The organism is Streptomyces alkaliterrae (assembly GCF_007097205.2).
Taxonomy (GTDB): Bacteria; Actinomycetota; Actinomycetes; order Streptomycetales; family Streptomycetaceae; genus Streptomyces; species Streptomyces alkaliterrae.
Genome location: NZ_VJYK02000078.1, coordinates 1 through 20,350 on the forward strand (window position 1 = coordinate 1; position 20,350 = coordinate 20,350).

A 20,350-nucleotide genomic window follows, 5' to 3' on the forward strand; every position below is an offset into this window, starting at 1 on the left:
CCCCTGGCACCCCGCCCGGTCAGCAGGGCCTGTTCGGCGGCTGACCGCCGCCGGACCGACCGGCCGGCGCGCGCCGGGGTCCGACGCCACCAGGAACCCCGGTCGGCCGTCGGACGTTGTTCCACAGGCGTGGGCTCGCTTAGACTCCGCCGATGCCGTCCCTTATCAGACGGCAGAACATCCCCGACCCCCAGGCCGCCTCCCCGCGGTCGTACGAAGGACACTCTTCCGCCGTGGATATCGCATTTCTCCTCCCCTTCATCGTGCTCATCGGAGCCATGTTCCTGATGACCAGGTCTGCCAAGAAGAAGCAGGAGCAGGCCATGAAGATGCGTGATCAGGTACAGCCGGGCACCGGTGTCAGGACGATTGGCGGCCTGTACGGCAAGGTCAAGGAGGTCGGCGACGACACCGTCCTGCTCGAGGTCGCCCCCGGCGTCAGTTCGCTCTTCGCGAAGAACGCCATCGGCGCGATCCTGGAGGACGACGAGTACGAGGCCATCGTCAACCCGGAGACGCGGCTGGACGAGGACACCCCGGTCGTGCCGGACGACGCCTCGTCGCTGACCGCGACCGAGGACACCGCGACCGCCGGGGACGACAAGCCCAACCTGGTCAAGGACGCCGACGCCGACGCCGCCGAGACGCCCAAGACCACCGGGGGCGAGGACGCCGACGAGACCAAGAAGGACGGCGAGAGCGGTTCGAAGTAAGCGGGCGCACCGCCGGCGGCTGACCGGCCGCCGGCGGCACCCCGTTCCGAACACCACTTCGCACCGGCCGGTAACCACCGAGCGCGGGCGGCTGGACAGGGAGATACGAGAAGGTGGCAACACCGAGAAGGCGCCGTAGTTCCACGGGGGCGCAGGGGAGGCCGCTGCGTCCGCTGCTGCTGGCGCTGACGTTGATCGCGGTACTGACCGGCGGGATGTTCCTGTCCGGCGCGACCACGCCACGCCTGGGCATCGACCTCGCGGGCGGCACGAGCATCACGCTCACGGCGAAGGACCAGCCCGGCAAGGGCGACGCCGTCAACGAGGCCAATATGAAGACCGCCGCGTCGATCATCGACCGGCGCGTCAACGGGCTTGGTGTCTCGGAGGCGGAGGTCACCACGCAGGGTGACCGCAACATCGTCGTCAACATCCCGCGCGGCACCAACGAGAAGCAGGCCCGCGAGCAGGTCGGCACCACCGCCGAACTCGGCTTCCGCAAGGTGCTCACCGCCGGTGACGCCACCCCGCCGCCGGGCGCCGGGGCCGGCGAGCAGGACACGGACGGCAAGAAGGACGACAAGCCCGCCGACGACAAGCCCGCCGACGACAAGGCGGACAAGTCCGACGGCAAGAACGACGCCGAGGCGTCGCCGTCCAATGAGCCGAGTACCCAGGGCGCGCGCGCCGGCGCGGTGAACGCCAAGGCCAACGAGACTCCCTCGCCCAGCCCCAGCCCCACCGACGGTGCGGACCAGGGCGAGAAGGACGAGGAGACCCCGTCCGACCAGCCCCCGGCTGAAGGCGGCATCCCCGCCGACGTCATCAAGCGCTTCGAGCAGCTCGACTGCACCACCCCCGCCGCCCGTGCCAAGGCGAACCGCATGGTCGCCGAGTCAGACCCGGGTGAGACCGTGGCCGCCTGTGACCGGGAGGGCGTGGCCAAGTACGTGCTCGGCCCCATCGAGGTGCCGGGTACGGACGTGGACGGCGCCAACGCCGGGTTCGACCCGCAGCGCGCGATCTGGGTCGTCAGCATGGAGTTCAGCAACGCCGGAAGCAAGAAGTTCGCCAGGGTCACCGACGAGATCAAGAGCCTGGCCCCGCCGCAGAACCAGTTCGCCATCACCCTGGACGGCGAGGTCGTCTCCGCCCCGCGCGTGTCGCAGCGCATCGCCGGCAGCGCCGAGATCACCGGCAGCTTCACCCAGGAGGAGGCCCAGGACCTGGCCAACATCCTCAAGTTCGGCGCCCTGCCGATCAGCTTCGAGGAGGCCAACGTCCTCACGATCTCCCCGACGCTGGGCGGTGAGCAGCTGAAGGCCGGTCTGATCGCCGGCGCCATCGGCCTCGCCCTGGTCGTGGCCTACCTGCTCTTCTACTACCGGGCGCTGGGATTCGTGGCGATCCTCAGCCTGGCGGCGATGGGCGGCTTCACCTACGTGATCATGAGTTTGCTGGGCCCGGCCATCGGCTTCGCGCTCAGCCTGCCCGCGATCTGCGGTGCGATCGTGGCGATCGGTATCACCGCGGACTCCTTCATCGTCTACTTCGAACGCATCAGGGACGAGGTGCGCGACGGGCGCAGTGTGCGCACGGCCATCGAGCGCGCCTGGCCCCGGGCGCGGCACACCATCCTCATCTCGGACGTCGTCTCCTTCCTGGCGGCCGTGGTGCTGTTCTTCGCCGCCGTCGGCTCGGTGCAGGGCTTCGCCTTTGTCCTCGGCCTGACGACGCTGCTGGACATCGTGGTGGTCTTCCTGATCACCAAGCCGCTCACCAGCCTCATGGTGCAGCGCCCGTTCTTCGCGAACGGCCACCGCTGGTCCGGTCTGGACGCCAAGCGTCTGGGCGCCCAGCCGCCCATCCGGGGCCGTCGCCGGACCCCGGTCACCGCCGAACCGAAGGAGGCCTGAGATGTCGCGATTCGGCGAACTGGGCGGCAAGCTCAACCGGGGCGAGGTGGCGATCAACTTCGTCAAGCGCCGCAAGCTCTGGTACCTGATCACCGCGGTGATGCTGGTGATCTCGCTCGGTGGTCTGCTGGGCAAGGGCCTGTACATGGGCGTGGAGTTCCAGGGCGGCGCGGTGTTCACCACCCCGCCGACCACGATCTCCGTCGAGGAGGCGCGCACGGAGGCCCAGGAGTCGTCCGGCAGCGACGCCCGGGTGCAGCGGCTGGGCAACGACTCGCTGCGCATCACCGTCACCGGCCTGGACAGCGAGACCTCCAACAAGACCCGTGAGGCGCTGGCCGGCAAGCTCGGTCTGGAGACCGAGCAGCTCGACGCCGAGCTGGTCGGCCCCAGCTGGGGCGAGCAGATGACCCAGAAAGCCCTCACCGGCATGGTCATCTTCCTGGTGCTGGTGACGGTCTACCTGTCGATCGCCTTCGAATGGCGCATGGCGTTGGCGGCGCTGCTCGCGCTGCTGCACGACTTGTTGATCACCGTCGGCGTCTACGCGCTCGTCGGCTTCGAGGTCACGCCGGGCACGGTTGTCGGTGTGCTGACGATCCTCGGCTACTCGCTGTACGACACGGTGGTGGTGTTCGACAAGGTCAACGAGAACACCAGCAGACTCGGCAAGGACACCCGCTTCACCTTCGCGGAGCTGGCCAACCGGGGTCTGAACGCCACAGTGGTGCGGTCGGTGAACACCTCGATCGTGGCGCTGCTGCCGGTCGCCGCGCTGCTGTTCATCGGCGCCGGTCTGCTCGGCGGCGGCATGCTCAAGGACATCGCGCTGTCGCTGTTCGTCGGTCTGGCGGCCGGTACCTACTCGTCGATCATGATCGCCACCCCGCTGGTGGTCGACCTCAAGAAGACGGACGCCGGCGCGAAGGCGCACGACCGCCGGGTGCTCACCAAGCGCGCCAAGGCCGCCAAGGGCCAGGACGTCGACCAGGACGACTCCGAGGAGACGGGCGGCGCCACCGCCCTCTCCGACGACAACCCGGACGACAGTCTGACCGACGACGCCGACGAGGCGCCGGCCGCGGCGGGCGCGGGCGGTCGGACCGGCCGTTCCCAGGGCCGGGGCCGCGCCGCCGGGAGGCGGCGGTGACCGAGGAGACGACGGTGACCGGGCCGGCTCCCGCGGTTTCCGGTGAGCAGTTGGGCGGTCTGCTGCTGGACCGCATCCGGGACGTCCCCGACTACCCCAAGCCCGGGGTCGTCTTCAAGGACATCACGCCGCTGCTGGCCGACCCGGTCGCCTTCACCGCGCTCACCGACGCGTTCGCGCGGCGCTGCGCCGAACTGGGCGTGACCAAGGTGCTGGGCCTGGAGGCCCGCGGCTTCATCCTCGCCGCACCCGTCGCGGTCCGGGCGGGCGTCGGCTTCGTCCCGGCGCGCAAGGCGGGCAAGCTGCCGGGGGCGATCCTCAGCCAGGCGTACGACCTGGAGTACGGCAGCGCGGAGATCCAGGTGCACGCCGACAGCCTGACCGCCGGTGACCGCGTCCTGGTGATAGACGACGTGCTGGCCACCGGCGGCACGGCGGCCGCCTCGGTCGAACTGGTCCGCCGGGCCGGCGCCCGGCTGGCCGGGGTGAGCGTCCTGCTGGAGCTGGGCTTCCTCGCCGGACGCGAGCGGCTGACGGGCGCGCTCGACGGCGCCCCGCTGGACGCCGTGCTCACCGTCTGAGCGCGCCGAGCACACGGCCTGGAGGGCGTTCGGGGACTTCCCCGGACGCCCTCCTCGTGCGTGGCGGTGGTGCGCCCGACGTCCGCACTCCGGGAGGCGGCGACCGGGTGGGCCGTGGCTCGATACCATGGCAGTCCGACCGTTCCCTGGCCGGACTGCTAGAGGAGTGCTCTTGCCTAAGGAGACCCAGCCGCTCACCGCCGATCAGCGCGAGCCGGACGGCGGGCCGACCGGGCCCGCCGCGAAGGCCACGGCCGGCGGCGCCGGCCAGGGCGGGGGCAAGCCGCAGCCGGCCACCAGGCCGGAACAGCCTCCCGCGCCGGCGAGCGCCGAGCCCGCGCGGCGGGAGGAGCAGCGCTCCGGCCAGGCCCGCGCGGTGTCCGGGGTCTCCGGGCGGTACGGCTCGTCGAACCGGGTCCGGGCGCGGCTGGCCCGCCTCGGAGTGCACCGGGCGAGCCCGTACAACCCGGTGCTGGAACCGCTCCTGCGGATAGTGCGCGGCAACGACCCCAAGGCGGACACCGCCACCCTGCGCCAGATCGAACGCGCCTACCAGGTCGCCGAGCGCTGGCACCGGGGCCAGAAGCGCAAGAGCGGCGACCCGTACATCACCCACCCGCTCGCGGTGACCACGATCCTCGCCGAGCTGGGCATGGATCCGGCCACCCTGATGGCCGGGCTGCTGCACGACACCGTCGAGGACACCGAGTACGGCCTCGACACCCTGCGCCGGGACTTCGGCGACCAGGTGGCGCTGCTGGTGGACGGCGTCACCAAGCTGGACAAGGTCAAGTTCGGCGAGGCCGCGCAGGCCGAGACGGTCCGCAAGATGGTCGTCGCGATGGCCAAGGACCCCAGGGTGCTGGTCATCAAGCTCGCCGACCGGTTGCACAACATGCGCACGATGCGCTTCCTGCGGCGTGAGAAGCAGGAGCAGAAGGCCCGCGAGACGCTGGAGATCTACGCGCCGCTCGCGCACCGCCTGGGCATGAACACCATCAAGTGGGAGCTGGAGGACCTCGCCTTCGCGATCCTCTACCCCAAGATGTACGACGAGATCGTCCGGCTGGTCGCGGAGCGCGCGCCCAAGCGGGACGAGTACCTGGCCACCGTCATCGACGAGGTGCAGGCCGACCTGCGCGGCGCCCGCATCAAGGCCACCGTCACCGGCCGCCCGAAGCACTACTACAGCGTCTACCAGAAGATGATCGTCCGCGGCCGGGACTTCGCGGAGATCTACGACCTGGTCGGCATCCGCGTCCTGGTGGACACCGTCCGCGACTGCTACGCGGCGCTGGGCACGGTGCACGCGCGGTGGAACCCGGTGCCGGGCCGGTTCAAGGACTACATCGCGATGCCCAAGTTCAACATGTACCAGTCGTTGCACACGACGGTCATCGGGCCGGGCGGCAAACCGGTGGAACTCCAGATCCGCACCTTCGACATGCACCGCCGCGCCGAGTACGGCATCGCCGCGCACTGGAAGTACAAGCAGGAGGCCGTGGCCGGCGCCTCCAAGGTCCGCACCGACGTGCCCAAGCGGGCCGGCAAGGGCGGCGACACCCTCAACGACATGGCCTGGCTGCGGCAGCTGCTGGACTGGCAGAAGGAGACGGAGGACCCGGGCGAGTTCCTGGAGTCCCTGCGCTTCGACCTGTCCCGGCACGAGGTCTTCGTCTTCACGCCCAAGGGCGACGTCATCGCCCTGCCCGCCGGTGCCACCCCCGTCGACTTCGCCTACGCCGTGCACACCGAGGTCGGCCACCGCACGATCGGCGCCCGCGTCAACGGCCGCCTGGTCCCGCTGGAGTCCACCCTGGACAACGGCGACACCGTCGAGGTCTTCACCTCCAAGGCGCCCGGCGCCGGCCCCTCCCGGGACTGGCTGAACTTCGTCAAGTCGCCCCGGGCGCGCAACAAGATCCGGGCCTGGTTCTCCAAGGAGCGCCGCGACGAGGCGATCGAGCAGGGCAAGGACGCCATCGTGCGGGCCATGCGCAAGCAGAACCTGCCGATCCAGCGCATCCTCACCGGCGACTCCCTGGTCACCCTCGCGCACGAGATGCGCTACCCGGACATCTCCTCGCTGTACGCGGCGATCGGCGAGGGCCACGTCGCCGCGCAGAACGTCGTGCAGAAGCTCGTCCAGGCACTCGGCGGGGAGGACGCCGCCAGCGAGGACCTGGCCGAGACGGCGCCACCGCTGCGGCGCGGCGGCGGCCGGGAGAAGCGCCGCTCCAGCGCCGACCCCGGTGTCATCGTCAAGGGCGTCGACGACGTGTGGGTGAAGTTGGCCCGTTGCTGCACCCCCGTACCCGGAGACCCGATCATCGGCTTTGTCACCCGCGGCTCCGGGGTCTCGGTGCACCGGGCGGACTGCGTCAACGTGGACTCCCTCTCCCGGGAGCCCGAGCGCATGCTGGACGTGGAGTGGGCGCCGACGCAGTCCTCGGTGTTCCTCGTCGCCATCCAGGTCGAGGCGCTGGACCGCTCCCGGCTGCTGTCGGACGTCACCCGGGTGCTGTCCGACCAGCACGTCAACATCCTCTCGGCGGCCGTGCAGACCTCCCGGGACCGGGTCGCCACCTCCCGCTTCACCTTCGAGATGGGCGACCCCAAGCACCTGGGCCACGTGCTGAAGGCGGTGCGCAAGGTGGAGGGCGTCTACGACGTCTACCGCGTCACCTCCGCCCGCCGCCCGTAGGCAAGCCCGTAAGCAGAGGCCCGCAAACAGAAGCGAGAGGGGCCCGGTCCGACTCGGACCGGGCCCCTCTCCTGCCGACTGGTACGCGTCAGCCGCCGAACTCCTCCAGGCCCTTGAGCGCCTGGTCGAGCAGCGCCTGACGGCCCTCCAGCTCACGCTCGAGCTTCTGCGCCTTCGCGGTGTTGCCCGCGGCCCGCGCCTGCTCCAGCTGGCCGCGCAGCTTGTCCACCGCGTCCTGGAGCTGGCCGGTGAGCCCGGCGGCCCGGGCCCGCGCCTCGGGGTTGGTGCGACGCCACTCGGCCTCCTCGGCCTCCTGGATCGCCCGCTCGACGGCGTGCATCCGCCCCTCGATCTTCGCCTTCGCGTCACGCGGCACGTGACCGATCGCGTCCCAGCGCTCGTTGACCGCCCGGAACGCCGCCCGCGCCGCCTTCAGGTCGCCGACGGGAAGCAGCTTCTCGGCCTCGGCGGCCAGCTCCTCCTTGCGGGTCAGGTTCTCCCGCTGCTCGGCGTCCCGCTCGGCGAACACCTCGCCGCGCGCCTGGAAGAAGACGTCCTGGGCGCCGCGGAAGCGCTGCCACAGCTCGTCCTCGTGCTCGCGCTGCGCCCGCCCGGCCGCCTTCCACTCCTGCATCAGGTCCCGGTAGCGGGCCGACGTCGGACCCCAGTCCTTGGAGGACGACAGCGCTTCCGCCTCGGCGACCAGCTTCTCCTTGCGGCGCCTGGCCTCCTCGCGCTGGTTGTCCAGCGCGGCGAAGTGCGCCTTGCGCCGCTTGGAGAACGCCGAGCGGGCGTGCGAGAAGCGGTGCCACAGCTCGTCGTCGGACTTGCGGTCCAGCCGGGGCAGCCCCTTCCAGGTGTCCACCAGCGCGCGCAGCCGCTCCCCGGCCGCCCGCCACTGCTCGCTCTGCGCCAGCTTCTCCGCCTCGGCGACCAGCTCCTCCTTGGCCTTGCGCGCCTCCTCGGCCTGCTTCGCCTTCGCCTCCTTGCGCTGCTCGCGGCGCTCGGCGACCGTCTGGGTCAGCTTGTCCAACCGGACGCGCAGGGCGTCCAGATCGCCCACGGCGTGGTGGGCGTCCACCTGTTCCCGGATGTGCCCGATCGCGGTCTCGGCGTCCTTGGCCGACAGATCGGTGGTCCTCACCCGGCGCTCAAGGAGGTCGATCTCCACGACCAGGCCCTCGTACTTGCGCTTGAAGTAGGCGAGGGCCTCATCCGGCGAACCCGCCTGCCACGAACCGACGACCTGCTCACCCTCGGCCGTACGCACGTACACGGTCCCCGTCTCGTCGACGCGGCCCCACGGGTCGCTGCTCACAGCGCCTCCTCCACATGACGCCGGCAGGGCCTGCCGCCCTGGGCGTCGTCCACAGTTGTCGTCCGGCGGGGAGTCTTTCGCCGTGCCGACCGCCGGCTACCGCCGTCCGGTCGCGGAACACGCGCCCCACCTAACGCAAACATAGGCGACGCGCGGCCCGGCTGTCCGCATCCCGCGCGAGGTGAATCCGCGAGCGCGACGGCTGCCGCCGCCCGCGATGCCGGACTCAGCCGGCGGTCACCGTGGCCTTGTTGATCACCACGGTGGCGTTCGGCGCGGTGGCCTGGATCTCGGGAACGGGGTACACGCCGGCGTCGGCGATCTTCTTCAGCACGTCCATGCCGGCCTCGCCCTCGGCGACCGTCCCGAACGGCGTGTAGTCGGCCGGCAGCGTGCTGTCCTCGTAGACCAGGAAGAACTGGCTGCCGCCGCTGTCCCGTCCCTGGCCGGTCTGCGCGTTGTAGGTGTTGGCCATGGCCACCGTGCCGGCCGGGTAGACACCGTCCGCGATCCGCTTGTCCTTCAGGTTCTCGTCGGGGATCGAGTACCCGGGAGTGCCCTGCCCGGTGCCGGTCGGGTCGCCGCACTGGAGGACGGAGAGCCCGCCGTCGGTCATCCGGTGGCAGCGGGTGTGGTCGAAGTACTTCTGCCCGGCGAGGAAGTGGAACGAGTTCACCGTGCGCGGCGCCTTGTCCGTGTCCAGGTTGATGGTGATGTCCCCGCAGGTCGTCTCCAACACCATGGTGTGGTCGGCCTCGGTGTCGATCGACATCTTCGGTTCCTTGTCCCACTGCTTGCCGTTCGGCTTGCCCGGGGCGGGCTTGTCGCAGGGGTCCGGGCCGCGGGTGGGAGTGGGCGTCGCCTCCGCCGCGTCGTCCCTGCGCTCCTCACCGCCGCCGAACGCCGCGACCGAGGCCCACACGGCCGTCGAGCCCACGGCGACGACCAGCACGGCGGCAAGCACCGCGTTGCGGATCCTGGTCCGCCGCCGGGCCGCCTCGTGCCGTGCCAGACGCCGCCGCTGCTTCTCCGCCGCCAGCTGTCGACGCCGCTTCTCCGCGCTGACCACGTGCTTCTCCTTCAGGAAATGGGGGGTGCTGATGCCGCTCCCGGCACTTCCGCGCTCGGCACCGGCGCGGTGACCGTACGGTAGTACGGGTTCGCCGTGGCGCGGTCGGCGCCGGTAGGCTCGTGGGGCACGCCAACCGTTGCCGGACGACTGAAGGACGAACGTGCTCATTGCCGGGTTCCCCGCCGGTGCCTGGGGGACGAACTGTTATCTGGTCGCTCCCGCCGCGGGTGAGGAGTGCGTCATCATCGACCCCGGCCACGAGGCCGCCGAAGGCGTCGAGGAGGCGCTCGCCAGGCACCGGCTCAAGCCGGCCGCCGTCATCCTCACCCACGGCCACCTCGACCACGTGGCCTCCGTGGTCCCGGTCTGCGGCGCGCACGACGTGCCGGCCTGGATCCACCCCGAGGACCGCTACATGATGAGCGACCCGGAGAAGGCCCTCGGCCGGTCCATCGGCGCCCGACTGCTCGGCGAGCTGACCGTCGGCGAACCGGACGACCTGCGGGAGCTGACCGACGGCTCGGTGCTCGAGATCGCCGGTCTGGAGTTCACCGTCTCGCACAACCCCGGCCATACCAGGGGGTCGGTGAGTTTCAGGATGCCCGAGCAGGCCGACATTCCGCCGGTGATGTTCGCGGGCGACTTCCTGTTCGCCGGCTCCATCGGACGCACCGACCTGCCGGGCGGCGACCACGACGAGATGCTGCGCTCCCTGGCGCGGGTCTGCCTCCCACTGGACGACAGCACCGTCGTCCTGCCCGGGCACGGTCCCCAGACCACCATCGGCCGCGAGCGCGCCACCAACCCGTTCCTGCGCGGGTTGGTCGCCGGCGGCGAGGGCGGCCAGCCCGCCGCCCCACGACGAGGAATGTGACGAGAGAACACCCGTGAGCACCTTCTCCGCCCCCAAGGGCACCTACGACCTGCTGCCCCCGGAGTCCGCCGACTTCCTGGCCGTCCGCGAGGCGATCTCCGCCCCGCTGCGCCGGGCCGGCTACGGCTACGTCGAGACGCCGGGCTTCGAGCACGTCGAGCTGTTCGCCCGAGGCGTGGGCGAGTCCACCGACATCGTCACCAAGGAGATGTACACCCTCACCACCAAGGGCGGCGACGAACTCGCGCTGCGCCCGGAGGGCACCGCGTCCGTGCTGCGCGCCGCCCTCCAGGCCAACCTGCACCGGGGCGCGCTGCCGGTGAAGCTGTGGTACTCCGGCTCCTACTACCGCTACGAGCGCCCGCAGGCCGGCCGCTACCGGCACTTCTCCCAGGTCGGCGCCGAGGCCCTGGGCGCCGAGGACCCGGCGCTGGACGCCGAGCTGGTCATCCTGGCGGCCGACGCCTACCGGGCACTCGGCCTGCGCCAGGTCCGGCTGCTGCTCAACTCGCTCGGCGACGCCGAGTGCCGGCCGGTCTACCGGGCCGCGCTCCAGGACTTCCTGCGCGCCCTCGATCTCGACGAGGACACCCGCGCCCGCATCGAGATCAACCCGCTGCGGGTGCTGGACGACAAACGCGAGAGCGTCCGCGCCCAGCTCACCGACGCGCCGCTGATGCGCGACCACCTCTGCGAGGGCTGCAAGTCCTACCACGAGCAGGTCCGCGAACTGCTGCTCGCCGCCGGAGTGGAGTTCGAGGACGACCCGCGCCTCGTGCGCGGCCTCGACTACTACACCCGCACGACGTTCGAGTTCGTCCACGACGGGCTGGGCTCGCAGTCCGCCGTCGGTGGCGGCGGCCGCTACGACGGCCTTGCGGAGATGATCGGCGGCCCGGCGCTGCCGTCCGTCGGCTGGGCGCTCGGCGTCGACCGCACGGTGCTGGCGCTGCGCGCGGAGGGCGTGGAGCTGCCCCGCGCGGACGCCACCGAGGTCTTCGCCGTGCCCGTCGGCGAGGACGCCAGGCGTACCCTGTTCCACACGGTCACCGAGCTGCGCCGGCAGGGCGTCGCGGCGGACTTCGCCTACGGCGGCAAGGGCCTGAAGAACGCCATGAAGTCCGCCAACCGCTCCGGCGCCGCGCTCGCCCTGGTGCTCGGCGAGCGCGACCTGGCCGAGAGGGTCGCGCAGCTCAAGGACCTGGCCACCGGCGAGCAGGTCGCCGTGCCGCTGGAGAACCTGACCACCGAGGTGCTGGCGAAACTCAACCGGCCCACCGCTCGTTGAGACACAACGACCCGCACACCGCCTCCTGACGGGATGACACCGCTATGACCACGACGGCTCCCCCCGACACCACCGGCACCGGCGACGGCCGGACCCAGGGTGCCATCGCGGCGACCAGGGCGTTCGCCTGGACGCTGATCGTCACCGGAGCCGCCGGCCTGCTCGCCTCGTGGGTCATCACGGTCGACAAGATCCGGCTCATGCAGGCCGAGCTCGCGGGGGAGACCTACACCCCGGGGTGCAGCTTCAACCCGATCGTCGCCTGCCAGAACGTCATGCAGAGCGAGCAGGCCGAGGCGTTCGGCTTCCCGAACCCGATCCTCGGCCTGGTCACCTACGCGGTGGTGGTGACGATCGGTGTCGGGGCGCTGGCCGGGGCGCGCTACCAGCGCTGGTTCTGGCTCGGACTGCAGGGCGGCACGCTGTTCGGCGTCGGCTTCTGCACCTGGCTGATGTACCAGTCGCTGTACAACATCAACTCGCTGTGCCTGTGGTGCACCCTGGCGTGGGTCGCCACCCTGTGGATGTTCTGGCTCACGCTGACGCACAACCTGCGGCACCGGGTCATCCCGGCGCCCGAGGGACTGCGCTCGCTGCTGCTGGAGTTCCCGTGGGTGCTGCCGGTGCTGCACACCGGACTGATCGGCATGCTGATCCTGCTCCGCTGGTGGGACTTCTGGATCGGCTGATCCCGCCGCCCGCCGCCCGCCGCACGCTGACAGCGCCCCACGCCGCACCCGCCGCGTGGGGCGCTGCCCGTTCCGGCGGCGGCGTTGTCGGTGCGGTGTCCTAGGCTTCGGTGGTGTGGAGCCCGACCTGTTCACCGCCGCCGCCGAGGAGCGCCAGGAGCGCGAGCCGTCCGCCAGTCCGCTGGCTGTCCGGATGCGCCCGCGCAGCCTGGACGAGGTGGTCGGGCAGCAGCATCTGCTGCGGCCCGGCTCGCCGCTGCGCCGCCTGGTGGGGGAGGGCGCCGGCGGCCCGGCCGGCGCGTCCTCGGTGCTGCTGTGGGGGCCGCCCGGCATCGGCAAGACGACGCTCGCCTACGTCGTCTCCCGCGCCACCGACAAGCGGTTCGTCGAACTGTCGGCGATCACCGCCGGTGTGAAGGAGGTTCGCGCGGTCATCGACTCGGCGCGGCGCTCCTCGGGCGCCTACGGCAAGGACACCGTCCTCTTCCTCGACGAGATCCACCGCTTCAGCAAGGCGCAGCAGGACTCGCTGCTGCCGGCGGTGGAGAACCGCTGGGTCACCCTCATCGCCGCGACCACGGAGAACCCGTACTTCTCCGTCATCTCCCCGCTGCTGTCCCGCTCGCTGCTGCTGACTCTGGAGCCGCTGACCGACGACGACCTGCGCGGGCTGCTGCGCCGGGCGCTCGCCGACGAGCGCGGTCTGGCCGGCGCCGTGGAGCTTCCGGCCGACGCCGAGGCGCATCTGCTGCGGATCGCCGGCGGTGACGCGCGCCGGGCGCTGACGGCCCTGGAGGCCGGTGCCGGTTCGGCGCTCGCCAAGGGCGAGTCGGTGATCACGCTCGGCACGCTGGAGGAGACCGTCGACCGCGCGGCGGTGAAGTACGACCGGGACGGCGACCAGCACTACGACGTGGCGAGCGCGCTGATCAAGTCGATCCGGGGCTCGGACGTGGACGCGGCGCTGCACTACCTCGCGCGGATGATCGAGGCCGGTGAGGATCCGCGCTTCATCGCCAGACGGCTGATGATCTCGGCCAGCGAGGACATCGGGCTCGCCGACCCGACGGCGCTGCAGACGGCCGTCGCCGCCGCGCAGGCGGTCGCCATGATCGGCTTCCCGGAGGCCCGGATCACGCTGAGCCAGGCCACCATCGCGCTCGCGCTGGCTCCCAAGTCCAACGCCGCGTACAAGGCGGTCGACGCGGCCCTGGCCGACGTGCGCGCGGGGCTGGCCGGCCCGGTACCCGCCCATCTGCGGGACGGCCACTACAAGGGCGCGGGCAAGTTGGGACACGGCGAGGGCTACCAGTACCCGCACGACCTGCCCGGCGGTATCGCCGCCCAGCGGTACGCGCCGGAGGAGCTGCACGGCAGGCGGTACTACGAGCCGACCCGCTACGGGGCGGAGGCGCGGTACGCGGAGGTCGCCGAGCGCGTCCGGGCCAGACTGCGCGGTGAGGAGCCGCCGCGGGCCCGCCCGGAGAGCGGCTGACCGCCCGGAGAGCGGCTGACTACCGTTCGGCGGAGTCAGTCCTCCCAGCCGGCGGCCTCGAAGAGCCGGTGCATCTCGCGCCGCAGGCCCATCACGTCGGTGACCGGGTCGGGGAACTCGAAGCGCACGTCGAAGCCCTCCTGCCGGCGGCAGTAGCGCAGCCGCATGCCGTAGCGGTCGAGGGCGAGCGGGACGGGCCGGTGGTCGGCGGCGGCCGCCGCGGCCTGGTCGCCGAGCAGCGCGGTCAGCCTGTCCAGCTGCGCGGGATGGGCCGCCGCGAGGTGCTGGAGCAGTTCGACCTCGTGCCGGGCGAGCGGGTCGGGGCGGGCGGCGGCGAAGTCCTCGGCGGCCACCCGGCTCTCGCCCCACAGGTCGTCCACCTGTGCCTCGCCGACCTCCAGCCGCAGCATCATCCAGCCCATGCCGCCGGGCGGCGGCCCGGCCGGGTGCCGCTCGGTGAGCAGCTTGGCGGCGATGCCCCGCTCCCGGCCGCGTACGGCGGTCAGCCAGCCGGCGACCCAGGCGCGGCCCCTGACCCGGTGCGGGACGCTCACCGGGGCGACGTCGGTGAGTTCCATCACGGCGGTCACGTCGTCGTCCTGGGCGTAGGCGCCGGCCCTGGCCGCGGGGGAGTCGGCGGGGACCAGTAGAATCACGTCACCACCGGTGTTCACAGCGCGCGCTTCCGGGACTCCCGAGCCGAGATCATCGAGCTCGATTCCCGGAATGCTCAGTGCTGCGGATACTCTGGACTCAACGAGGGTTCGCACCCGCTCGGCAGCCGTGGGCTGCCGAAGGTCTTCCATGGGACGCGGCTGCCCCTCCTCCCGCGTGCAGTGGGGGGACGCCTGGTGATCGTTCACGATTCCGGGCAGGGGGTTCCCAGGACGAAACATGCGTTCTCCTCTACTAAGGCAAGCCTCACCTAACTTACACGGAGGACTGTTCAACGTGAACCAGTCGCGTCCCAAGGTCAAGAAGTCGCGTGCGCTCGGCATCGCGCTGACCCCGAAGGCCGTCAAGTACTTCGAGCAGCGCCCGTACCCGCCGGGCGAGCACGGCCGTGGCCGCAAGCAGAACAGCGACTACAAGGTCCGTCTGCTCGAGAAGCAGCGTCTGCGCGCGCAGTACGACATCAGCGAGAAGCAGATGGCCCGTGCCTACGACCGCGCTCGGAAGGTCGAAGGCAAGACGGGCGAGGCCCTGATCATCGAGCTTGAGCGCCGTCTGGACGCGCTCGTCCTGCGGTCCGGTCTGGCCCGCACGATCTACCAGGCCCGTCAGATGGTCGTCCACGGCCACATCGAGGTCAACGGCCGCAAGGTCGACAAGCCGTCCTTCCGCGTCCGCCCGGACGACGTCGTGATGGTCCGCGAGCGCAGCCGTGCCAAGCACCCGTTCCAGGTCGCCCGCGAGGGTGGCTACGCGGGTGAGGGCGAGACCCCGCGCTACCTGGAGGTCAACCTCCAGGCGCTGGCGTTCCGCCTCGACCGGGACCCCAACCGCAAGGAGATCCCGGTGATCTGCGACGAGCAGCTCGTCGTCGAGTACTACGCCCGCTGATCCACGGGAGCCGGCCGGCTCCCAGGCTCGGCACCGCCCTCCGTACCGTCGGCTCCCGCGCCGCGGTGCGGGGGGCGTCGCGTTACCGACCACGTCCCGGCCGGACGTGGTCGCCGGCCGTCGTCGCACCGCCGCTCCCGCCCGTGTGTGCGGGTGATATCCGGTCGGGGCGGCGCCAGGCGGCGCGGTAAGGTCGTGCCCTGCCCGCCGCCCGGAAGGGCCCCGAAGGACCCGTACCGTCCGTTCGGCGCGGGCAGACCCGTAGACGCCCGTACAACCGAGGGAAGCGGTGCAGCGTGTCCGGTGGAGAGGTGGCCGGCCTCCTCGTGGCGGTCTTCTGGGCGATCCTGGTGTCGTTCCTGGCCGTGGTGCTGGTACGGCTCGCGCAGACGCTCAGAGCCGCCACCGAACTGGTGACCGGGGTGACCGAGCGGGCCGTTCCGCTGCTCGGTGAGGCCTCGGCCACCGTCCGCAGCGCCCAGACGCAGCTGGAGAAGGTCGACGCGATCGCCACCGACGTCCAGGAGGTCACCGCCAACGCCTCCGCGCTGTCCTCCACCGTCTCCACCGCCTTCGGCGGCCCGCTGGTGAAGGTCGCCGCGTTCGGCTACGGCGTGCGCCGGGCCCTGCGCGGCCGCGCCGCACAGGACACCGGCGGCCGTACCTCCCGACGCACGACCGTGCTGCCCGGCCGTACCGTGCCGCCCCCCAGGCGCGGCCGGCGGTGGCGCGGCGGAAAGGACTGACGCACCATGTTCCGCCGAGCCTTCTGGTTCACCGCCGGTGCCGCCGCCGGCGTCTGGGCCACCAACAAGGTGCATCAGAAGATCCGCAGCCTCACCCCCGAGTCGCTGGCCGCCCGGGCGGCCGACCGGGCCGTCGAGACCGGGCACCGGCTGCGGGAGTTCGCCCTCGACGTGCGGGCCGGAATGGTCCAGCGCGAGGAGGAGTTGAACGACGCGCTGGGGATCAGCGCCGATCCGGACGAGGCGGCCGCCCACCGGCTGCCCGCCCCGCGCGACCGGCGGCGCATCGCCCCCGGCCCGAACACCATCCACAGCAGCACCGGAAGACCGGAAAAGAGGGACCACTGATGGAGTCGGCTGAAATCCGCCGCCGCTGGCTGAGCTTCTTCGAGGAGCGTGGGCACACGGTCGTGCCGTCGGCGTCGCTGATCGCGGACGACCCGACGCTGCTGCTGGTCCCGGCGGGCATGGTCCCCTTCAAGCCGTACTTCCTCGGTGAGGTCAAGCCGCCGTTCGCCCGGGCCACCAGCGTCCAGAAGTGCGTGCGCACCCCCGACATCGAAGAGGTCGGCAAGACCACCCGGCACGGCACGTTCTTCCAGATGTGCGGCAACTTCTCCTTCGGCGACTACTTCAAGGAAGGCGCGATCAAGCACGCCTGGGAGCTGCTGACGGGATCGGTCGCCGACGGCGGCTACGGTCTGGACCCCGAGCGCCTGTGGATCACCGTCTACGAGAAGGACGACGAGGCCGAGCGCATCTGGCGCGAGGTCGTCGGCGTGCCCGCGGAGCGCATCCAGCGGCTCGGCATGGGCCCCAACTACTGGTCCATGGGCGTGCCGGGACCCTGCGGGCCCTGCTCGGAGATCAACTACGACCGCGGCCCGGAGTTCGGTCCTGAGGGCGGCCCAGCCGTCAACGACGAGCGCTACGTGGAGATCTGGAACCTGGTCTTCATGCAGTACGAGCGCGGCGCCGGCACCGGCAAGGAGGACTTCGAGATCCTCGGCGAGCTGCCCGCCAAGAACATCGACACCGGCCTCGGTCTGGAGCGCCTGGCGATGATCCTCCAGGGCGTCCGCAACATGTACGAGACGGACACCCTGCGCGTGGTCATCGACAAGGCCACCGAACTCACCGGTGTGCGCTACGGCGCCGGGGAGGACTCCGACGTCGCGCTGCGGGTCGTCGCCGACCACCTGCGCACCTCGGTGATGCTGATCGGCGACGGTGTGACCCCCGGCAACGAGGGCCGCGGCTACGTGCTGCGCCGCATCATGCGCCGCGCCATCCGCAACATGCGCCTCCTCGGCTCCCAGGAGCCGGTCGTCGGCCGCCTGGTGGACGTCGTCATCAAGACGATGGGCCTCCAGTACCCCGAACTGGTCACCGACCGCGAGCGGATCGAGACCGTCGCCCTCGCCGAGGAGGCCGCCTTCCTCAAGACGCTGCGCGCGGGCACCGGCATCCTCGACAACGCCGTCGGCGAGACCAAGGCCGCCGGCGGCCGCGAGCTCTCCGGCGAGCAGGCCTTCCTGCTGCACGACACCTGGGGCTTCCCCATCGACCTCACCCTGGAGATGGCCGCCGAACAGGGCCTGACCGTGGACGAGGACGGCTTCCGTCGGCTGATGCGCGAGCAGCGCGAGCGGGCCAAGGCCGACGCCATGGCCAAGAAGACCGGCCACGCCGACCTCTCCGCCTACCGCGAGGTCGCCGACACCGCCGGCGCCACCGAGTTCACCGGCTACACCCACACCGAGGGCGAGGCCACCGTCGTCGGACTGCTGGTCGCCGGGGTGTCGTCGCCGGCCGCGCAGGAGGGCGACGAGGTCGAGATCGTCCTGGACCGCACGCCGTTCTACGCCGAGGGCGGCGGCCAGCTCGCCGACACCGGCCGGATCCGGCTGTCCGGTGGCGCCGTCGTGGAGGTGCGGGACGTCCAGCGTCCGGTGCCGGGCGTCAGCGTGCACAAGGGCGTCGTCCAGGTCGGCGAGGTCACCGTGGGCGCCGAGGCGTACTGCGTGATCGACGTCGCCCGCCGCCGGGCCATCGCCCGCGCCCACAGCGCCACCCACCTCACCCACCAGGCGCTGCGCGACGCGCTCGGCCCGACCGCCGCCCAGGCCGGCTCGGAGAACTCGCCCGGCCGCTTCCGCTTCGACTTCGGCTCCCCGACCGCCGTGCCCGGCTCGGTGCTCACCGACGTCGAGCAGCGCATCAACGAGGTGCTCGGCAGCGACCTCGACGTGCACGCCGAGGTGATGAGCCTGGACGAGGCCAAGAAGCAGGGCGCCATCGCCGAGTTCGGCGAGAAGTACGGAGAGCGCGTGCGGGTGGTCACCATCGGCGACTTCTCCAAGGAGCTGTGCGGTGGCACGCACGTCCACAACACCTCCCAGCTCGGCCTGGTCAAGCTGCTCGGCGAGTCCTCGATCGGCTCCGGCGTACGCCGGGTCGAGGCGCTGGTCGGCGCGGACGCCTACCAGTTCCTCGCCAGGGAGCACACCGTCGTCGCCCAGCTCACCGAGCTGGTCAAGGGCCGTTCCGAGGAGCTGCCCGAGCGGATCTCCGGCATGATCACCCGGCTGCGGGACGCCGAGAAGGAGATCGACCGGCTGCGCGCGGAGAAGGTCCTCCAGGCCGCCGGGTCGCTCGCGCAGGGCGCCAAGGACGTCAAGGGCGTCGCGCTGGCCCTCGGCCGGGTGCCGGACGGCACCAGCGGCGAGGACCTGCGCAAGCTCGTGCTCGACGTCCGCGGCCGCATCCCCGCCGACCGCCCGGCCGTGGTGGCGCTGTTCAGCGTCGCGAACGACCGACCGCTGACCGTCGTCGCCACCAACGAGGCGGCCAGGGAGCGCGGGCTGAAGGCCGGCGACCTGGTGCGCACCGCCGCGAAGACCCTCGGCGGCGGAGGTGGCGGCAAGCCCGACGTCGCCCAGGGCGGCGGCCAGAACCCGGCCGCCGTGGACGACGCCATCAGCGCCGTCGAACGCCAGGTGGCGGAGGTCGCGTGAGCGAGGCCGCAGGCCGGTCGATGCGCCGGGGCCGCCGGTTGGCCGTCGACGTGGGGGACGCCCGGATCGGGGTCGCCAGCTGCGACCCCGACGGGCTCCTGGCCACACCGGTGGAGACGATCCCCGGCCGGGACGTCCCCGCCGCGCGCCGGCGGCTGGCCGCGCTCGTCGAGGAGTACGAGCCGCTGGAGGTCGTCGTCGGGCTGCCCAGGTCGCTCAGCGGCGGCGAGGGCCCGGCGGCGGCGAAGGTCCGCGCCTTCGCGCATGCACTCGCCGAACAGATCGGTCCGGTGCCCGTCCGGTTGGTCGACGAGCGGATGAGCACCGTGACCGCCGCCCAGTCCATGCGGTCGGCCGGAGTGAGTGCGAAGAAGGGCCGCGCACGTATCGACCAGGCAGCGGCCGTGGTCATCCTCCAGAGCGCGTTGGAGGCCGAACGGGTGTCAGGAAGCCCGCCCGGAGAGTGCGTCGGAGGAGTTGTCTGATCGCAATACGGTAACGTTCCGGGCGACACGGCGGCCGCTCGAACACAACAGCGGTAAGGCGGACCGCCGCAGCGCGGCATAGGGGACAGATGACTGAGTACGGCCGGGGACACGGCTCCCAACCATGGCACCCGGAGGACCCGTTGTACGGGGACCGGGGCTGGGACGCCGCTCAGCAGCAGCCTGGCTGGGACCAGCACGGCGGCCAGCCGCAGCACTACCAGGACCCCCACCACGGCCATGGCTCCCACGGCGCCCACGGCTCCCACGGCCAGGAGCCCCACGGCCAGAACCAGCACGGCCAGAACGCGCACGGCCAGTACGGCGAGCAGTACGACAACCAGTACGACAACCAGTACGGCCGGCAGCAGGGATGGCAGCAGCCCGGCGGCGGGCACGGCTACCCCGTGGACCCCGAGAGCGGCTACCACCCGGCGAACGGTCAGCAGCCCGGTCAGGCGGCGGACGCCCACTACGGCGGCTACGCCGACCAGAACCACGGCGGCTACGCCGACCAGCCGCACGCCCACCAGTCCCACGGCGGGTACGACGGCCGACAGCACAACGCCCACGACCCGTACGCCACCGGTGCCGGGTACGCCGATCCCGCCGACCCCTACGGCCAGAACTACGGCTACCAGGACCCGGCCGTCCGCCCCGACACCTACGCCACCCCCGACGCCTACCCGCCGCCGCGCCCGCCGCACGGCCGGGGCCAGGAGGCGACCCGGCCGTGCGG

General features: G+C 71.7%; 17 protein-coding genes and 1 pseudogene. 15 read left to right on the plus strand and 3 right to left on the minus strand.

The window, feature by feature from the left end; all coding sequences use genetic code 11:
- Positions 1-233: 233 nt before the first annotated feature.
- From yajC to FNX44_RS09995, 5 genes are all read left to right on the plus strand, one after another.
- Positions 234-713: a preprotein translocase subunit YajC gene (yajC, locus tag FNX44_RS09975; RefSeq protein WP_143647665.1), complete on the plus strand. Its 480-nt coding sequence runs from the start codon at positions 234-236 to the stop codon at positions 711-713.
- A gap of 113 nt (positions 714-826) precedes the next feature.
- A complete protein-coding gene (gene secD, locus FNX44_RS09980; RefSeq protein ID WP_143647666.1) occupies positions 827-2,629 on the plus strand; it encodes a protein translocase subunit SecD in 1,803 nt (600 codons plus the stop codon).
- A gap of 1 nt (position 2,630) precedes the next feature.
- A complete protein-coding gene (secF, locus tag FNX44_RS28555) occupies positions 2,631-3,779 on the plus strand; it encodes a protein translocase subunit SecF (RefSeq protein ID WP_143647667.1) in 1,149 nt (382 codons plus the stop codon).
- 50 nt (positions 3,780-3,829) lie between these two features.
- A complete protein-coding gene (locus FNX44_RS28560; protein ID WP_143647680.1) occupies positions 3,830-4,360 on the plus strand; it encodes an adenine phosphoribosyltransferase in 531 nt (176 codons plus the stop codon).
- Between the two features lie 172 nt (positions 4,361-4,532).
- A complete protein-coding gene (locus tag FNX44_RS09995) occupies positions 4,533-7,064 on the plus strand; it encodes a RelA/SpoT family protein (RefSeq protein ID WP_143647668.1) in 2,532 nt (843 codons plus the stop codon).
- Positions 7,065-7,152: 88 nt separating this feature from the next.
- Here the strand turns inward: FNX44_RS09995 and FNX44_RS10000 are convergent, their stop codons facing one another.
- Positions 7,153-8,382 carry a DUF349 domain-containing protein gene (locus tag FNX44_RS10000; RefSeq protein ID WP_143647669.1) on the minus strand — a complete coding sequence of 410 codons (1,230 nt, stop codon included), beginning with the start codon at positions 8,380-8,382 and terminating at the stop codon, positions 7,153-7,155.
- Between the two features lie 226 nt (positions 8,383-8,608).
- On the minus strand, positions 8,609-9,451 hold the full coding sequence (locus FNX44_RS10005; RefSeq protein ID WP_143647670.1) for a peptidylprolyl isomerase: 843 nt from the start codon (positions 9,449-9,451) through the stop codon (positions 8,609-8,611).
- A 163-nt stretch (positions 9,452-9,614) separates the two neighbouring features.
- Between FNX44_RS10005 and FNX44_RS10010 the strand changes: the two genes are divergently transcribed.
- The 4 genes from FNX44_RS10010 to FNX44_RS10025 all read left to right on the plus strand — a co-directional run bounded on the left by FNX44_RS10010 (position 9,615) and on the right by FNX44_RS10025 (position 13,800).
- A complete protein-coding gene (locus FNX44_RS10010) occupies positions 9,615-10,328 on the plus strand; it encodes an MBL fold metallo-hydrolase (RefSeq protein WP_143647671.1) in 714 nt (237 codons plus the stop codon).
- 13 nt (positions 10,329-10,341) lie between these two features.
- A complete protein-coding gene (gene hisS / locus FNX44_RS10015) occupies positions 10,342-11,616 on the plus strand; it encodes a histidine--tRNA ligase (RefSeq protein ID WP_143647672.1) in 1,275 nt (424 codons plus the stop codon).
- A 44-nt stretch (positions 11,617-11,660) separates the two neighbouring features.
- Complete coding sequence (locus FNX44_RS10020) at positions 11,661-12,305, plus strand: vitamin K epoxide reductase family protein (RefSeq protein WP_143647673.1); 645 nt, start codon at positions 11,661-11,663, stop codon at positions 12,303-12,305.
- A 115-nt stretch (positions 12,306-12,420) separates the two neighbouring features.
- The gene (locus tag FNX44_RS10025; protein ID WP_143647674.1) at positions 12,421-13,800 is read left to right on the plus strand and encodes a replication-associated recombination protein A; all 1,380 of its coding nucleotides are present in this window, start codon (positions 12,421-12,423) and stop codon (positions 13,798-13,800) included.
- A gap of 35 nt (positions 13,801-13,835) precedes the next feature.
- Here FNX44_RS10025 and FNX44_RS10030 read toward each other — a convergent pair whose 3' ends face one another.
- Positions 13,836-14,456, minus strand: a complete 621-nt coding sequence (locus FNX44_RS10030; RefSeq protein ID WP_323369188.1) for a DUF2470 domain-containing protein — start codon at positions 14,454-14,456, stop codon at positions 13,836-13,838.
- Positions 14,457-14,694: 238 nt separating this feature from the next.
- Here FNX44_RS10030 and rpsD point away from each other — a divergent pair, with 238 nt between their 5' ends.
- From rpsD to FNX44_RS10060, 6 genes and pseudogenes are all read left to right on the plus strand, one after another.
- Positions 14,695-15,363 carry a 30S ribosomal protein S4 gene (gene rpsD / locus FNX44_RS10035; protein ID WP_143647676.1) on the plus strand — a complete coding sequence of 223 codons (669 nt, stop codon included), beginning with the start codon at positions 14,695-14,697 and terminating at the stop codon, positions 15,361-15,363.
- Positions 15,364-15,659: 296 nt separating this feature from the next.
- A complete protein-coding gene (locus FNX44_RS10040; RefSeq protein ID WP_143647677.1) occupies positions 15,660-16,109 on the plus strand; it encodes a DUF948 domain-containing protein in 450 nt (149 codons plus the stop codon).
- A 6-nt stretch (positions 16,110-16,115) separates the two neighbouring features.
- Positions 16,116-16,457, plus strand: coding sequence for a hypothetical protein (locus FNX44_RS10045; protein WP_143647678.1), 342 nt, complete (start codon positions 16,116-16,118; stop codon positions 16,455-16,457).
- Entirely contained in the window at positions 16,457-19,126 is a 2,670-nt protein-coding gene (alaS, locus tag FNX44_RS10050; protein ID WP_143647679.1) for an alanine--tRNA ligase, read from the plus strand. The genes FNX44_RS10045 and alaS overlap by 1 nt, the downstream gene beginning before the upstream one ends.
- Before the next feature lie 20 nt (positions 19,127-19,146).
- Positions 19,147-19,611 carry a Holliday junction resolvase RuvX gene (gene ruvX, locus FNX44_RS10055; RefSeq protein ID WP_143647681.1) on the plus strand — a complete coding sequence of 155 codons (465 nt, stop codon included), beginning with the start codon at positions 19,147-19,149 and terminating at the stop codon, positions 19,609-19,611.
- Between the two features lie 89 nt (positions 19,612-19,700).
- Positions 19,701-20,350 (plus strand): annotated as a pseudogene (locus FNX44_RS10060) (hypothetical protein); the annotation flags it as partial.

What these genes read in the sequence shown, in the direction of transcription:
- secF (WP_143647667.1), top strand. Translation starts at nt 2,631, where the DNA reads ATGTCGCGATTCGGCGAACTGGGCGGCAAGCTCAACCGGGGCGAGGTG.
- FNX44_RS10020 (WP_143647673.1), top strand. Translation starts at nt 11,661, where the DNA reads ATGACCACGACGGCTCCCCCCGACACCACCGGCACCGGCGACGGCCGG.
- rpsD (WP_143647676.1), top strand. Translation starts at nt 14,695, where the DNA reads ATGCGTTCTCCTCTACTAAGGCAAGCCTCACCTAACTTACACGGAGGA.
- FNX44_RS10045 (WP_143647678.1), top strand. Translation starts at nt 16,116, where the DNA reads ATGTTCCGCCGAGCCTTCTGGTTCACCGCCGGTGCCGCCGCCGGCGTC.
- alaS (WP_143647679.1), top strand. Translation starts at nt 16,457, where the DNA reads ATGGAGTCGGCTGAAATCCGCCGCCGCTGGCTGAGCTTCTTCGAGGAG.
- ruvX (WP_143647681.1), top strand. Translation starts at nt 19,147, where the DNA reads ATGCGCCGGGGCCGCCGGTTGGCCGTCGACGTGGGGGACGCCCGGATC.